Here is a 15,583-nt window from a genome sequence, read left to right on the forward strand (position 1 = left end):
TGTTACAAACAAACTACAATTATTAATCTAAACTTAGTAAATTTACGTTTATTAAAATAAAAAGCTGCTATGAAGAACTTAATGAAATCCGTTTTGTTGTTGTTCCTGTTTGTCCTTCCCTTGGGTTGTGAAGATATGGACGACAATGCTGTTCCAAACAACCTTGGTGTAAAAGACTTTGTTTGGAAAGGCATGAACTTATACTATCTGTGGCAAGGAGAAGTACCTGATTTAGACGACGACCGATTTGCCAATCAATCGGAATTGAATGCTTTTTTGACCGATTTTGAAAATCCGGAGTCGCTTTTTAATGCTTTGAGAATTGATAATTCTATTGATAGATTTAGTGTAATTTATAGCGATTATGATGTTTTAGAAGGGGTACTCTCCGGAAACACATTGAACAACGGAATGGATTTTGGCTTGCGCTATAAATCAGGGAGTCAAACAGACCTATATGGTTGGGTTCGCTATATAATTCCCAATTCTGACGCTTCCACCAAACCAATCGAGCGCGGTGACATCTTTTATGCGATAAACGGTACGCCACTGACCATTGACAATTACAAAACATTATTGGCTAATGAAACTTATACCATAAATTTAGCTGAATTTGATGGTGGTAACATTACTCCTAATGGACAATCTGTGAGTTTGACAAAAACAGCATTAGCAGAGAATCCCATTTTATTGAGTACTGTATTACAACAAGGAACGCACAATATTGGCTACTTAATGTACAACGGATTTTATTCGAATTATGAAAGCCAACTCAATGCTGTTTTCGGTAATTTTCAAACGCAAAATGTAACCGATTTGGTTTTAGATTTACGTTACAATTCAGGTGGTTCCGTTAATACCGCAACAAAATTAGCCAGTATGATTACCGGACAATTTACCGGACAAATTTTTGCTAAGCAGCAATGGAATGCCAAAGCACAAGCCTATTTTGAGGCGAACAATCCGGAAAGTTTAACCAATAAATTTGTAGGTAGTTTGAACAGTTTGAACCTCAGCAAAGTTTATATTCTAACTTCTAAATCATCGGCCTCTGCGAGTGAATTGGTGATTAATTGTTTGAAACCTTATATTGATGTAGTTCAAATTGGTGACATCACTACCGGAAAAAATGTAGGTTCTATTACTTTATATGATTCGCCAACTTTTGGCAACCAAGATGTTAACCCAAGTCATAAATACGCTATGCAACCAATTGTTTTGAAAATAGTGGACAAAAACGGATTTGGCGATTATACCTCCGGAATAGCACCCACGACATTAGTACCGGAAAACCTTGCTAATTTAGGAGTTTTGGGCAGTGTTGACGAACCATTATTAAGTGTGGCTATCAATCAAATTATAGCTAGCGGAAAACGAGTGCCTCAATTGCCAAGCGTAATTGAGCGAGATTTTACGGATGCAAAAACTATCAATCCATTGCGAAGCGAAATGTATTTGGAACGTTACTAAATTCAATAAAAAAAGGCTAACTTTTCGGTTAGCCTTTTTACCACAATTAGTAACAAAGTTTGTTATAAAACAATGTTTAACCCCAACTTGAAATTTCTTCCTCGGGTGGCGTAACCGATGTTTTCAACGAATTCCTCGTTTAGTATATTTGTCACTGAACTAAAAACGGTTAATCGATTTTTAATTAATTCATATTTTACCAATGCATTTACCAACTGATACGAATCCAATTCTACAAAAGTGGTACCAAAAGTATTACCATCAAAAAACGCATCATTTCTCGCGTTAAAATATTGGTAATTCAAATTGAATAAGGTTCTTGACGTGGGTTGAAAATCTACTCCTACATTGGCTTTGTGTTTAGGAATTAAACGATCTAAAGCTTTGTCTACTTGTGTAAAGGTATAGTTAGCGTTAATTCTCAACTTATCCGATACATCAAAAGTCACTTCGGTTTCTACTCCTTTGGCTTTATTTTTTCCGTCAATGTTTACATAATAAGCTTCAAAAGTATCCGGATTAAAGAAGAAATCAAACGAATTGGTTTGGTCACGGTAGAAAGCTACAGCATCTATTTTCAATTTCTTATCCAACAATTGGGTTTCAAAACCGGCTTCCGCTGTGGCATTTTTTTCGGGTGTTAAATTGGTGTTACCGTATTCTGAATACAATTGGTATAAACTCGGTGTAATATAAGCAGTGCTGTAAGAAGCTACCAATTTCAAAGGAAAACTCGTTTTGAAATTATATGAAGGATTGAAATTGTATACAAAATTATTCCCATATGCACTGTGGTTGTTCAAACGAGCACCGGTGTTAAGGTTTAAGCCAAAATCAAAATGATAAACCAAAGTTGAGTAACCGTCTACAATATTAAATTTAGTCGATTCATTTTCAATATTCCCAAAAGGTGTTTCACTTAACATATCATTGAACTGATAATTCACGCCAAGAATGACGGCAAAATCCTTATTGATATTGTATTTGTTTACAGCATCAACGACTATATTTCTCGATTCATACAAAGAATAATCTGTTGTGCCTGAAAAAGTATTGAATTCACTGTAATCACGAGTGATTTTAGCAAAACCCGAATTCAGCACAAATTCGCCCTTGTTGTATTTGAATTTCGGGGAGAATCCAAAGCGAACTTGCTCTGAAGTTGTGGTATTGATATCGGTATCATTAAAACCGGTATTGTCAAAAGTAAAATCGTAACCGTTTTTCAATTTATCATAGTTCCCAAAAAAGTCTAAAGTCAGTCTATCTGTGGCTTTAAAACCCAATTTGGCAATCGCATTTTGTCTTGAAAATCGGTCATCTTCATACTTTATCGTTTCATCAGGCGATGCAATCTGAGAAATATTTCCGGTTTCGGTACTGTTGAATCCTGTGAAATAGTTGATTTTTTTGTAATTTCCGTTGACTGAAATTCCTTGGTTAAAATCTTGTCCGTTGTATTTTTTATCGTCTGAAGTATTGTTAGAACCAATGTTGAGGTAAGCGTTGCCTTCAATGGTCTTTTTAGCCGATTTTTTCAAAGTAATATTGATTACTCCTGTAGCGGCTCCAGTTCCGTAAAGAGTGCTTGCCGCTCCTTTCATCACCTCAATGCTTTCTACTTGTTCTACCGGAAGCAAACGCAAATCATACTCTAAAGTAATCCCTGAAGCATCCGTTACCGGAATACCGTCAATAAGTATTAAAACTTGTCTGTTTTTACCACCACGAATGTAGTACCCTAAATTTTTTCCATTCGCAGATTGGTTTCCGTTAATTTCTACACCGGTTACTTGCGATAAGACTGTGGCCAAACTTTGACCGGACTTTTTCTCCAAATCTTTGGCCGAAATCACTTCGATTACTTTTCCCGATTTTTCTTTGCTTTGTGCAAATTTGGTATCGGAGATTACTACTTCTTTCAATGGATTCACCCTAGTAGAATCCTGTTCTTGCGCATAGGCACAAGTGCTTAGCATAGCTAATATAGCTACTGCTTTAACTGATTTTTTCATTTTTTAAATTCAACAATAATTTGATAATCTTGGGAGAAAAGCATAGAATTTACCCATACCCAAACCTTTTGTCCCGAAAGTTTGTTACTCGATGAATTAGGCAGGTCTCCTGGCTTGCGTCTTGTTGTTGACCTTCTCATCCCGATATTGGAACAATGGTATTGCAGATAACAACAAGCTTGATAGCTTACAGTTGCGGGAACAGCTTTGGATTTGAACCAAATTCCCTTTTAATGCGATTTTGAAAAATCGAAATCGCAACCTTAATTCGGTAACAAATATAATGTGTAAAAAGAAATAACCAATGTTTTATTTGACTGAAATTATTTTCTTATATTTATCTACAATTAAAACTACTGATAATGAAAAAGTTATTCTTTCTTTTATTGCTTTCTAATTTAGCCTTTTCGCAACCAGATGTTGAAATTCGATTGGTTAATGCCGGTGTTGGAACTCCTAGTTGTGGGTATTTTATGAATGATTGGCTCTGTAATATTACAAACGATTCTGGTTTAAATACTATTTTTAGCAATTATGGTGTGACTTTTTTTAGAGAAAAAGGAGGACATCCCTACCCAGCCTATGTCGGTAGAATCCTGAGTATTCCCGGCACTTTCCCTGCTCAATTTATTACTGATTTACAAGCCTATTCGAGTGTAGTAGCCGATGCCGGTGTTTCTGATATGGGTTGGTTTAGAGATTCTTCTAATATAGAATTAGTTGATGCCAACGTGGGAATCCCGATTGGAACATCCGGAAATATAATAGTTACGAATGACTCCGGTTTAAATCAGTTGTTTCAGACTTATAACGTGTTTTACTATGCCTTAACTTATCCATCAGCAGGTACTGCTTTTTTAAAATATTATTCGCTAGTCTGCAATTGCAATGCATCAGAGCTACAACTAGCCCTAAACAACTACTCTACCGTTATCGCTAACGCTTATGGTCAGCCGGCGGTATATTTATCCAATGAGGTAATTCAAAAACCTCAATCAACAGTATCCCCAAATCCATTTTCAAATTATTTAAACATTGAGACAGATCAATTGATAACCCACTATGCTATTATCGACTTTACCGGCAAAACTATAGTATCAACCGCCTCAAAAAACGAATTAGATTTTAAAATCGAGCAATTAAACACAGGTCTGTATATTTTGAACCTTCAATTTGAAAGCGGACAAACGTTTAATCATAAGCTGATTAAAAAATAAAATCCATTTTACAATTGTTTCGCTATACCTTTGCATCACTTGCAAAAAGCGTTTCCATGAAATTGTATTTATCTAGATTTTTATTGGCCATACCATTACTTCTTTCTATTAGTTGTAAAACTGAAACGAAATCGATACCAACTGTTTCAGCAAAGAACACTGTTCAGTATGCCAAGGGATTTTCCCTACATAACTATGATGGCTATTCTATATTAACGGTTCAAAATCCTTGGCCTAAAGCCACTAAAACTTATACTTACATCCTAAAAGAAAAAGAAGGAATCGTTCCCGATAGCTTACAACAAAACCCGATTATTGCGGTTCCGGTAAAAAATATTGTTGTGACTTCTACTACGCATATTCCGTCTTTGGAAATGTTGGAGGAAGAAAATACTTTGGTTGGTTTTCCGCATTTGGATTATATTTCTTCCGAAAAAGTGAGAGCGCGAATTGAAGCCGGAAAGGTCAAAGAGTTAGGCAATAACAAAGATTTAAATACTGAAGTTGTGCTCAATTTACAGCCCGATGTAATTATCGGTTACGGCATTGACAACAACAATCCGACTTTGGATAATTTACAAAAAAGTGGTTTAAAAGTCATGCTCAATGGTGATTGGAACGAAGAGACACCGCTAGGCAAAGCCGAGTGGATTAAGTTCTTCGGAGCTTTATACGGCAAACAAAAAGAAGCCTATGAACTCTTCGCCAAAATTGAAACAGATTATTTAAAAACCATTAAAATTGCCAAAATGGCTACTACAACACCAACCATTTTAGCCGGCGATATGTATGAAAATCGTTGGTATTTGCCTAAAGGTACAAGTTGGGGAAGTTTATTCCTAAAAGAAGCCAAAGGTCATTATTTATGGAAAGAAACCAGCGGCACCGGAAGCTTGTCATTATCCTTTGAAACGGTTTTTGAAAAAGCCCAAAATGCCGATATTTGGATTACCTCGGGACAGTTTGCTTCTTTAAAAGAGATGACAGACAAAAATCCGCACTATGCTCAATTTGCCGCGTTCAAAAATAAAAATGTATATTCGTTCAGCGGTAAAAAAGGAAAAACCGGTGGAATTTTGTATTACGAATTGGCCCCAAACCGACCGGACATTGTTTTAAAAGACATTGTTAAAATTTTGCATCCTGACTTATTACCGAGTTACGAGCCTTTCTTTTTTGAGAAATTGAAATAGAACACAGATTACACAAATTTGAAAACTAATAACCGAAATACTTTCCTCTTTACCTTCTTGTCATTGACATTGTTAATGACATTATTCTTGAACCTTTCTTTTGGTCAAGTGGCGATTCCTAGTAAAGAAGTTTTTAAAAGTTTGTTTGGCGGTCAGGCCGAAAAAGAAACTTGGGAATACATCATTATGAATTTTAGGTTACCCAAAGCGATTACGGCAATTTTAGTTGGAATCGGATTGTCAATTAGCGGTTTGTTGATGCAAACGTTGTTTCGAAATCCGCTCGCCGGACCTTATGTTTTGGGCTTGAGTTCAGGTTCGAGTTTGGGTGTGGCTTTTGTGATACTTGGTGCCGGTTTATTGCCTGCAGTATGCTCACCATTTTTATTATCTTCTTACGGTATTATTTTGGCTTCCTGTTTGGGAAGCCTATTGGTCTTATTGATGATTTTAATGGTTTCCCAGCGCTTGCGTGATACAATGTCAATCTTGATAGTAGGATTGATGTTCAGTAGTTTTACCAGTGCAATTGTAAGCGTTTTTAGCTATTTCAGTTCGGCCGAACAATTGCAGAAATACACTTTTTGGTCTATGGGAAGCCTTGGTAATTTGTCTTGGCCAAATATTATTGTATTAAGCATTTCTGTGATTGTTGGTTTGTTCCTGAGTTTACTGACTTTAAAAGCATTAGATGCTTTATTACTTGGAGAAAATTACGCTAAAAGTATGGGGTTGAACCTTAAAAAGTCGAGATACACCATCATTTTTGCTACGAGTATTTTAGCCGGAAGCATTACTGCTTTTGCCGGACCAATTGCCTTTGTAGGTTTGGCAGTACCGCATTTGTCTAAATTGTTATTTCAAACCAGTAACCACAAAATTTTATTTTGGAGTACAATACTAATTGGCGCCATTATTATGTTATTTTGTGATACGGTATCCCAAATGCCGAGCTTTGATTTTACCTTGCCGATTAATGCAATTACTTCAATTATAGGAGCACCTATTGTGATTTGGTTAATCATCAGAAAAAAAAGCATGACCTAAATGAGTTCTATTAAAACGATATTGTCATCGAACGATTTAAGCATTGGATACTATTCCAAACGCGAAAATCATGTCGTTGCCGAAAATCTGAATTTGAATTTGGTTGCCGGACAACTGATTTCCTTAGTTGGTGCCAATGGCATTGGAAAATCTACTTTATTGCGAACGTTGACCGGAATTCAAAAACCTTTAAAAGGTGCCGTTTTTTTGAACGAAAGAAACATCCATGATTTTCAACCCTTGGAATTGGCACAAAATTTAAGTTTGGTACTGACCGAAAAATTACCGCCAAGCAACCTGACTGTGTTCGAACTAATCGCCTTAGGAAGACAACCTTATACGAATTGGTTAGGCAATCTTTCCGCTGAAGATCATCAGAAAATCAACCAAGCTATTGAACTAACGCATATCGAACATTTGGTATACAAAAAATACCACGAAATTAGTGACGGTCAATTGCAAATTGTTTTGATTGCTAGAGCTTTGGCACAAGATACTCCACTGATTATTTTAGATGAGCCAACAACTCATTTGGATTTACTGCACAAAGTATCGGTTTTTAAACTGTTGAAAAAGTTAACAAAGGAAACCGGGAAATGCATCTTGTTTTCGACACATGATATCGACTTAGCCATTCAACTAAGCGATGAAATGATTGTTATGACAGAAGATAATGTTGTGCAAGATCAACCTTGTAATCTAATTACAAAAGGCGTTTTTAGTCTACTTTTCAAAGACGATTCCATCACTTTTGATGGTGAAAAAGGGAAGTTTATGATTTCTTAACGGCCAACTGTGACTGAATACTATTTCAAATTAATCTGTCTTTTCGCTTCGCCAACCACAAACGCCACCGAATTGGCGATGTTGTAACTTCGAATTAAATTCGACATCGGGATGGTCAAATGATTTTCGAATTGAGCTAAAACTTCCTTGCTTAATCCGGCACTTTCTTTCCCAAAAACCAACCAGTCTTCCTCTTGGAATTCGGCTTCATAAATCGATTTTGAGGCGTGTGAACTCATCAGAAACACTCTTGATTTGTCACTAATCTTTGCTATCCATTCGGCTACATTTTGGTATTCTGTAACCTCTAAATGCACCCAATAATCCAAACCGGAACGTTTTAAATTCTTGTCATTGATTTCAAATCCGAATGGATGAACTAAGTGCAACCGACTTTGGGTTCCAACGCATAGACGTCCGATATTTCCGGTGTTGTTGGGGATTTCGGGTTCTACAAGAACGATATTTAGCATTTTCAGTTTGTTAGATTGTTGGATTATTAGATATTGAATTTCTCTACTGCTAGAACTTCTCCGGTTTTGAGTTGCAAAGATATATGTCCAACTCGAATTCTCACCAATCGTAAAGTCGGAAATCCAACGGCTGCAGTCATTTTTCGAACTTGACGAAATTTACCTTCCGTGAGAGTAATGGAAACCCAACTGGTTGGCCCGTGACGTTCATCGCGAATTTTTCGGCCTTCGCCAATGGATTCCGGAAGCTTATCAATGATTTTTGCTCGACAGTTTTTAGTGGTGTATCGTATGCCTTTAAAACCGATTTCCACACCCGATTTTAACTGTTCAACCGCTTCTTGAGTAATAATACCATCGACTTGGGCATAATACTCTTTTTCAATGGTTTTACTTCTTACCATTTCACTTATCATTCCATCCGTAGTCAACAAAAGCAAGCCTTCCGAATCTTCATCTAAACGACCGATGGCCATGGTTCCTTCTGGAAAATCATAGAGTTCGCCCAGCAATTTTTTGTGTCGCTTTTTCTCGTAAACGAATTGGCTTAAATAACCGTGTGGCTTGTGAATTAAGAAATGTTGGTGATTCATGAAACAGATTTATACAAAAATAAAAAAGACCATCCGAAAAGGACAGTCTTTAGCCTATTATTTAAAAAAAATTATTGGCGACTTTGAACATAATCGGACAATTCATCCACATTACTGCTAAAAGAAAAAATACCATTAAGTTTAAAATAATTTCTAGGTTCAATACAATAATCGTAGGCATATTTAGCAAAATCCAATTTGTTATCCTCAAAATTAAAGGTATTGGCAATTTGGATAATTTGATCTGTATTTAAACAATTCACAGTGATAACCTGTTTAGCCGTCTTTAATCGAGTATCTTCAAAACTTTGGTTTTTGATGGTAGTCATGGCTGCATTAAAATCTCTTGCAGTCATACAAGTTCTTCCATTACAACCTCTTATTGGTTCCGCCTCCTCTAAAACTGCAGTTCCGCCAACATTAGTTGTAGTGGTCGTGGTGGTTTGTGTAACAGTTCCTCCTACTGTAGCATCATTGATGGTTACACCCATATTGACTCCACCAACATTAACACCAACCCCAACAGAAGTTCCGCCGGTTTGAGTAGTGGTAGTAGTGGTGGTTTGTGTAACACCGCCAACAGGTTGTTGAACAACAACTTGTCTTGGGCGACCGTAGTGTATAACGTGAACATTAGGAGCCGGAATAAAATCAGGCTGCACCGGAATAGAAGAGAAATAATTCATCTTCATTTTGGTCTTGTTGTTTTTATCCCTTTTGATTTTATAGGTTACATCAGAAAAAATGCCGTCTACGTCTGTTAACATCAAGTTGTTTTTAGAAATATCCGCTAACGTATTGTCTTCAAATTTAATTTTGGCATTGTAATAAGGCTGGTTCAAATCTTCAACTCTCAAATTAGTTTGAGGAACATCGTTAATGACTTCTCCGTTGAGAATTAGTGTAAACTTATCTCCATCTTCTGAAAAAATAGTCAAATGTCCAACCATACCCGGTTGGGCAAAAGATACCATTGTAATAAGTAAAAGCGCTAAAAGGGTAATTTTCTTTATCATATTCAATAATTTTTAAATTTATAATTTATCTAGCATTGGTCATTTTTTTTGATTTTTCAAAAACGATGCCAATTTAAAAAACAATTTTTAAATCAGTGTAAAAATTAGTCCAAAACTGTGTATATTTAAATTTTAATATTTGACTTATATGAATGATAATTTGATGCTACTTATTGCTTTTATAATCGCCTTAACCATTGGGATTTACCTAGGCAAAATGCTTTTCGCCGCCCAATCACAATCGAATAAAGCGTCGTTGGAAGAAAAAATCAATGGTTTGTTCCAACAAATTGAGCAACTCAAAAATCAAGTCAACCAAACGGTTCAGGAACGTGAAAACATTCGTACAGAAAAAGAGGCATTGGCCATTCAATTGTCCAAAAAAGAAACCGATTTTGAAAATCTATGGGAACGCAACAAAGAACAAAAAGATGAAGTCGAGAAATTGCAGGAGAAATTTACTAAAGAATTTGAAAATTTGGCCAACAAAATCTTAGAGGAAAAAACCACTAAATTCACTGAACAAAACAAAGAAAACCTCAAAAATATTTTAACGCCTTTACAAGACAAAATCCAGCTTTTTGAAAAGAAAGTCGAAGACACACACAAGGAAAGTATTGATTATCATGCGGCTTTGCGCCAACAAATTCTTGGCCTGCGTGAAATGAATGAGCAGATGAGCAAAGAAACTTTGAACTTGACCAAAGCTTTGAAAGGCGACAGCAAAATGCAAGGTAATTGGGGCGAATTGATTTTGGAGCGTGTACTAGAAAAATCGGGGTTAGAAAAAGGACGCGAATACGAAGTACAGCAAAGTTTCACTACAGAAGAGGGCAATCGCGTTTTCCCTGATGTTGTGATTAATTTACCCGATGGCAAAAAAATGGTTGTCGATTCAAAAGTGACATTAACCGCTTATGAACGCTATATTAATGAAGAAGATGATACTGCAAAATCACAATATTTAAAAGAACATGTCATCGCTTTGAAACGCCATGTTGACCAATTGAGTGAGAAGAATTATCAGGATTTGTACCAAATGGAAAGTCCGGACTTTGTGTTGTTGTTTATCCCTATTGAATCCGCTTTTGCATTGGCTCTTAATGAAGATACTACACTTTACAATAAAGCCTTTGAGAAAAACATAGTAATTGTTACACCTTCAACGCTTTTAGCTACTTTGCGCACTATTGACAGTATGTGGACCAACCAAAAGCAACAAGAAAACGCTCTTGAAATTGCGCGACAAGCCGGAGCTTTATATGACAAATTTGAAGGTTTTGTGGGTGATTTGGTTAAAATCGGAAAGAAAATGGATGAAGCCAAAGTAGAGTATCAAGGTGCTATGAATAAACTCGTTGACGGAAAAGGAAACTTAGTTACCAGCGTTGAAAAATTAAAAAAAATGGGCGCCAAGGCCAAAAAAGCTTTACCCGAAAATATCCTAACCAGAGCTGAAAAAGATGAATGACAAGTACAAAAATGTAGACGCTTCTAAAATTACGATAGCCGAATTGATGTTGCCTTCGCATACCAATTTCAGCGGTAAAATTCACGGTGGTTATATTTTGTCTTTGCTCGACCAAATTGCGTTTGCTTGTGCTTCTAAATTCTCCGGACATTATTGTGTAACCGCTTCGGTTGATACGGTCGATTTTTTGAATCCGATTGAAGTTGGTGAATTGGTTACCATGAAAGCTAGTGTGAATTATGTTGGCAAAAGCTCGATGATTGTTGGTATCCGAGTTGAAGCTGAAAACATTCAAACCGGCGTAATCAAACATTGCAATTCAAGTTATTTTACGATGGTAGCTAAAGATGAAAAAGGCAACAACACAGCGGTTCCCGGATTGATTTTAGCTAATGATGAAGAAATTCGTCGTTTTTACAATTGCATCAAACTTATTGCTTTGAAAAAAGATAAAAATTTGCATGAAGAAGTTTTTGATTACAAATCGGCTGATGCCATCAAAAAACTAAAGAATTATCATGTAAAATTAATAGCGTTTTAGCGTAAATCTTAAAGGATTCCTATAAAATTTTAAAAATATATATTACTAATTATTTAATTGATAGGATATTATATTTTTTTTATTATTTTTGGATTGCATTTTAAAAAACCTATGAAAAAATATTACCTACTTGCTACTTTTTTAGTTTTAGCCATAACCATTTTTTATTCTTGTTCCGACAACGATGATGAGGAATACACTCCGGTATCACCGGTTGTTGTTGATTTGACGCAAGTTCCTTATCCTAAACTATCCGATTATCATTTTTTTGAAGGTGACTTAAAAAACCAAATTCCTTCCTTAAATGTCATTCCTTATGAACCGGCTAGTGTTCTTTTTAGTGATTATGCTCACAAAAAAAGATTTGTTTGGATGCCACCGGGTGCTAAAGCAACTTATGAAGGTGATGATAAAATCCTAAACATGCCTGTAGGTTCGGTTTTGATAAAAACTTTTTATTACGATAAAGTTCAACCTGCCAATACCGAAATGATTATTGAAACCCGTATCATGATTCGAAAACAAAGTGGTTGGATTTTTGCCGATTATGTATGGAATGCAGAACAAACTGAAGCTTTTTTAGATTTAGCCGGAAGTTATAAACCCATTAATTTCAAAGATGACAACAACATAACCAGAGATGTTAATTACAGAATCCCATCTGAAGTACAGTGTATTGTTTGTCACAAATTCAAAGAAGAAGTGAATGGTGTAGAAGAAACCCGATACATCCCAATTGGAATAAAACCACAAAATTTAAATTTCAACTACAATTATGGTGGAACTTCCAAAAACCAATTGACCAAATGGATAGAACAAGGTTATTTGGAGAATAATTTCACTTTTCCAACTGCTGAAAATACTACCATCAATTACGATGATACTTCTAAACCTTTGGAACAGAGAGTTCGTTCTTATTTTGATATTAACTGTGCCCATTGTCACAAGGAGCAAGGACATTGTGATTACAGACCATTACGTTTAGCCTTTAGTGATACTAACGGTGCTAATGGACATACCAATATGGGGGTTTGTGTTCCAACTGAAGACATGCAAGATTTTGACCCTCAATTGAGCAATATTGTGACTCCGGGAAAAACAAATGAATCCATGTTATTTCACCGAATTAATACCTCCAATGAAGCTTTCAGAATGCCTTTGCACGGGAGAACATTAATTCATGATGAAGGTGTTTTACTGATAGAAGAATGGATTAACTCTTTACAAAGTTGTCCTTAACAATAATAAACAAACAATTTAAACCAAGCCATACTAATGAAAAAAATTACCTTATTTTTTGTTTTGCTTTTAGCTGGTAATCTGTCTTTTGCACAAGACGATTGTGCTTCGGCATTGCCAGTAACAGCAGGAACATACACTATCAGTACCATAAACGGTGCTCAACTGCCATCAGTAACCTGTAATTTTGGAAACGCGAATGTTACTGCAGTAGAGTGGTATGCATACACGCCAACTCAAAATTACACTACCACAGTATCTTCAGATTTAATGCAAAATATTTGTAAGGATACTCGATTAAGAATTTACAGCGGTTCTTGCGGGACTATGACTTGTGTGTTGGGCGATGATGATTCCGGTGTAATTAATTGTAATTCGGGCAATACTAATTCTTACCTTTCAAGAGGTACGTTTAATGCAATAGCCGGAACAACTTATTATATTGTATGGGATAATCGATATTCTTCGATAGGCTTTGATTTTCAAATTTCAGAAATCCCGGCCGGTTACAATCCTTGTAATGCAGCCGTAGCAGTAACTGCCGGTACAACTACTGTTGCCGCTATTGACCAAACTAACATCACCACTGCCTGCTCTACTGCTGCATTATCAAAGTGGTATTCTTATACTCCAACTGTAAATGCAAATGTTACTATTTCTTCAGATTTAGCAATCAACATTTGTAAAGATACCTTCTTTAGTGTTTATTCAGGAAGCTGTACTACGGGACTGACTTGTATTACTAGTGATGATAATTCCGGTGTTATTGCTTGTAATTTTGGCAATACAAATTCGAATTTATCTACTAAAACATTTACCGTTGCTGCCGGTGTTACATATTATATAGTATGGGATAATCGTTGGAGCAATAATGGCTTTGACTTTACCATTACTGAAGTGCCGATTATTGTACCGGTAAATTATACAACACAAACACTAGCTTCTTTAAACAGCAATTACAATATCTGTATAGCAGATATGAATGGAGATTACAAAGACGATTTAGTTGGAGTAAGTTCTAACAATATGAGAGTTCATTATCAAGTAACTGGTGGAGCATTTACCCCTACAGACTTTCCAATAACCGGAACTAGTGACATGCCTTCTTGGAGTATGGCTGCCGGCGATTACAATAAAGACGGATTCAACGATATACTTCTTGGAAGTGGTAGTGGTTTAACTTTTTGGAGATCTAATAGTACCGGAACGGCCTACACCAATATCAATCCTTCAGATTATATTTTCTGTCAAAGAACTAACTTTGTTGACATCAATAATGACGGACACTTAGACGCCTTTTCTTGTCACGATGTAGCACCAAACGTATATTATATCAATGATGGTAACGCTAACATGCAATATTATCAATCAGGTCAAAACGGCGCTTTAATGTTAGGTATAACGCCAAGTGGAGGAAACTATGCTTCTTTATGGACGGATTTTGACAATGATGGTGATTCAGATATGTTCATCTCAAAATGTTCAGGACCACCCTGTGAAATGCACAGAAATGATGGCAACGGTGTGTTTACAGATGTTTCAGCATTGGCACAAATTAACGTAACACCTATTCAAACTTGGTCCTCTGCCATTGCTGATTTCGACAATGATGGAGATATGGATGTAATCATTACGGCTAGTGCAGGAACGCATCGGTTTTTTAGAAATAATCTTGAGTCAAATGGTGGTGTCTTAGGAGCATTTACTAACATTACTGCAGGTTCAGGATGGGATACTAACACCTCAACCAATATTGACAACATTGCTTATGATTTTGACAATGACGGACGCGTTGATGTTCTTGGTGGTGGTGGTAAAATAATGTTTAACCAAGGAAATAATGTTTTCGAACCGGTTAGCTATGGCGGCATCAGTGTAGGCGCTGTTGGCGACTTAAACAACGACGGTTTCATTGATTTCCAAAACGGCAATACTATTCGTTATGCGGTACCAAACGGTAACAATTGGTTAAAAGTAAACTTCCAAGGAATACAAAGTAACCGTAACGGAATTGGAGCTCGTGTTGAAATCTATGGTCCTTGGGGCAAACAAATCAGAGATGTGCGCAGTGGCGAAGGCTTTAGATATATGAGTACTTTAAATGCTCATTTCGGATTAGGCACTGCCACTACAATTACTCAAGTAATCGTAAGATGGCCATCAGGTATTGTAGATACATTCAATAATGTTACCCCAAACCAATCTTTAATGGTTGTTGAAGGTGCAACATTAGCCACTAATGCCTTTGAAACTTCTGTTTTTACAGTTTATCCTAACCCGGTTAAAAGTATAATTAACATTTCAATCAACACGGCTAATCCGGTTGAATTCAAATTGGCACAAGTTTTTGATTTAAATGGAAGAATTGTACACGAAAGCGCTGTTGTAAACAATAGCATTGCTGTTGACCATTTGGCTACAGGAACTTACATCTTAATGTTAAGAGACATACAAGGCAAAGATTACTCTCAGAAATTTGTTAAAGAATAACTGCCCGCTTTACCCATAAAAAAAGTCCTCTT

At 36.2% G+C, this 15,583-nt stretch carries 13 protein-coding genes and 1 riboswitch; of the genes, 9 read left to right on the top strand and 4 right to left on the bottom strand.

Annotated features, from left to right (window positions below):
* Window positions 1-69: 69 nt before the first annotated feature.
* Window positions 70-1,470 (top strand): S41 family peptidase, encoded by a 1,401-nt coding sequence (locus tag ICG50_RS06650; RefSeq protein WP_187660129.1) that lies wholly within the window; start codon window positions 70-72, stop codon window positions 1,468-1,470.
* Between the two features lie 62 nt (window positions 1,471-1,532).
* Here the strand turns inward: ICG50_RS06650 and ICG50_RS06655 are convergent, their stop codons facing one another.
* Window positions 1,533-3,485, bottom strand: coding sequence for a TonB-dependent receptor plug domain-containing protein (locus ICG50_RS06655; protein WP_187660130.1), 1,953 nt, complete (start codon window positions 3,483-3,485; stop codon window positions 1,533-1,535).
* Between the two features lie 83 nt (window positions 3,486-3,568).
* Window positions 3,569-3,766: riboswitch (cobalamin riboswitch) on the bottom strand.
* Window positions 3,767-3,847: 81 nt separating this feature from the next.
* Here ICG50_RS06655 and ICG50_RS06660 point away from each other — a divergent pair.
* Genes ICG50_RS06660 through ICG50_RS06675 form a run of 4 tightly spaced genes read left to right on the top strand, consistent with a single transcriptional unit; the run spans window position 3,848 to window position 7,728 of the window.
* A complete protein-coding gene (locus tag ICG50_RS06660; protein WP_187660131.1) occupies window positions 3,848-4,702 on the top strand; it encodes a T9SS type A sorting domain-containing protein in 855 nt (284 codons plus the stop codon).
* 56 nt (window positions 4,703-4,758) lie between these two features.
* Entirely contained in the window at window positions 4,759-5,895 is a 1,137-nt protein-coding gene (locus tag ICG50_RS06665) for an ABC transporter substrate-binding protein (protein WP_187660132.1), read from the top strand.
* 18 nt (window positions 5,896-5,913) lie between these two features.
* Window positions 5,914-6,942, top strand: a complete 1,029-nt coding sequence (locus ICG50_RS06670; RefSeq protein ID WP_379761530.1) for an iron chelate uptake ABC transporter family permease subunit — start codon at window positions 5,914-5,916, stop codon at window positions 6,940-6,942.
* Window positions 6,943-7,728 (top strand): ABC transporter ATP-binding protein, encoded by a 786-nt coding sequence (locus ICG50_RS06675; RefSeq protein ID WP_187660133.1) that lies wholly within the window; start codon window positions 6,943-6,945, stop codon window positions 7,726-7,728. It abuts the gene before it with no gap.
* A gap of 20 nt (window positions 7,729-7,748) precedes the next feature.
* On the opposite strand, the gene ICG50_RS06680 is transcribed toward ICG50_RS06675, so the two are convergent.
* From ICG50_RS06680 to ICG50_RS06690, 3 genes are all read right to left on the bottom strand, one after another.
* Window positions 7,749-8,201, bottom strand: coding sequence for a tRNA (cytidine(34)-2'-O)-methyltransferase (locus ICG50_RS06680; RefSeq protein ID WP_187660134.1), 453 nt, complete (start codon window positions 8,199-8,201; stop codon window positions 7,749-7,751).
* A 26-nt stretch (window positions 8,202-8,227) separates the two neighbouring features.
* Complete coding sequence (locus ICG50_RS06685) at window positions 8,228-8,794, bottom strand: pseudouridine synthase (protein ID WP_187660135.1); 567 nt, start codon at window positions 8,792-8,794, stop codon at window positions 8,228-8,230.
* 71 nt (window positions 8,795-8,865) lie between these two features.
* A complete protein-coding gene (locus ICG50_RS06690) occupies window positions 8,866-9,810 on the bottom strand; it encodes a proline and serine-rich protein 1 family protein (protein ID WP_187660136.1) in 945 nt (314 codons plus the stop codon).
* A gap of 148 nt (window positions 9,811-9,958) precedes the next feature.
* Between ICG50_RS06690 and ICG50_RS06695 the strand changes: the two genes are divergently transcribed.
* The 4 genes from ICG50_RS06695 to ICG50_RS06710 all read left to right on the top strand — a co-directional run bounded on the left by ICG50_RS06695 (window position 9,959) and on the right by ICG50_RS06710 (window position 15,551).
* Window positions 9,959-11,281 (top strand): DNA recombination protein RmuC, encoded by a 1,323-nt coding sequence (locus ICG50_RS06695; RefSeq protein WP_187660137.1) that lies wholly within the window; start codon window positions 9,959-9,961, stop codon window positions 11,279-11,281.
* A complete protein-coding gene (locus ICG50_RS06700) occupies window positions 11,274-11,822 on the top strand; it encodes an acyl-CoA thioesterase (RefSeq protein ID WP_187660138.1) in 549 nt (182 codons plus the stop codon). The genes ICG50_RS06695 and ICG50_RS06700 overlap by 8 nt, the downstream gene beginning before the upstream one ends.
* Before the next feature lie 111 nt (window positions 11,823-11,933).
* Window positions 11,934-13,061: a hypothetical protein gene (locus ICG50_RS06705; protein ID WP_187660139.1), complete on the top strand. Its 1,128-nt coding sequence runs from the start codon at window positions 11,934-11,936 to the stop codon at window positions 13,059-13,061.
* Between the two features lie 36 nt (window positions 13,062-13,097).
* A complete protein-coding gene (locus ICG50_RS06710; RefSeq protein WP_187660140.1) occupies window positions 13,098-15,551 on the top strand; it encodes an FG-GAP-like repeat-containing protein in 2,454 nt (817 codons plus the stop codon).
* Window positions 15,552-15,583 lie beyond the last annotated feature (32 nt).

Origin of the sequence: Flavobacterium buctense, from assembly GCF_014486695.1 — a bacterium.
Taxonomy (GTDB): Bacteria; Bacteroidota; Bacteroidia; order Flavobacteriales; family Flavobacteriaceae; genus Flavobacterium; species Flavobacterium buctense.

Coding starts and splice junctions, on each gene's coding strand:
- ICG50_RS06700 (WP_187660138.1), top strand. CDS start 11,274: ATGAATGACAAGTACAAAAATGTAGACGCTTCTAAAATTACGATAGCC.
- ICG50_RS06655 (WP_187660130.1), bottom strand. CDS start 3,485: ATGAAAAAATCAGTTAAAGCAGTAGCTATATTAGCTATGCTAAGCACT.
- ICG50_RS06665 (WP_187660132.1), top strand. CDS start 4,759: ATGAAATTGTATTTATCTAGATTTTTATTGGCCATACCATTACTTCTT.
- ICG50_RS06695 (WP_187660137.1), top strand. CDS start 9,959: ATGAATGATAATTTGATGCTACTTATTGCTTTTATAATCGCCTTAACC.
- ICG50_RS06705 (WP_187660139.1), top strand. CDS start 11,934: ATGAAAAAATATTACCTACTTGCTACTTTTTTAGTTTTAGCCATAACC.
- ICG50_RS06675 (WP_187660133.1), top strand. CDS start 6,943: ATGAGTTCTATTAAAACGATATTGTCATCGAACGATTTAAGCATTGGA.
- ICG50_RS06685 (WP_187660135.1), bottom strand. CDS start 8,794: ATGAATCACCAACATTTCTTAATTCACAAGCCACACGGTTATTTAAGC.
- ICG50_RS06690 (WP_187660136.1), bottom strand. CDS start 9,810: ATGATAAAGAAAATTACCCTTTTAGCGCTTTTACTTATTACAATGGTA.
- ICG50_RS06650 (WP_187660129.1), top strand. CDS start 70: ATGAAGAACTTAATGAAATCCGTTTTGTTGTTGTTCCTGTTTGTCCTT.
- ICG50_RS06660 (WP_187660131.1), top strand. CDS start 3,848: ATGAAAAAGTTATTCTTTCTTTTATTGCTTTCTAATTTAGCCTTTTCG.
- ICG50_RS06680 (WP_187660134.1), bottom strand. CDS start 8,201: ATGCTAAATATCGTTCTTGTAGAACCCGAAATCCCCAACAACACCGGA.
- ICG50_RS06710 (WP_187660140.1), top strand. CDS start 13,098: ATGAAAAAAATTACCTTATTTTTTGTTTTGCTTTTAGCTGGTAATCTG.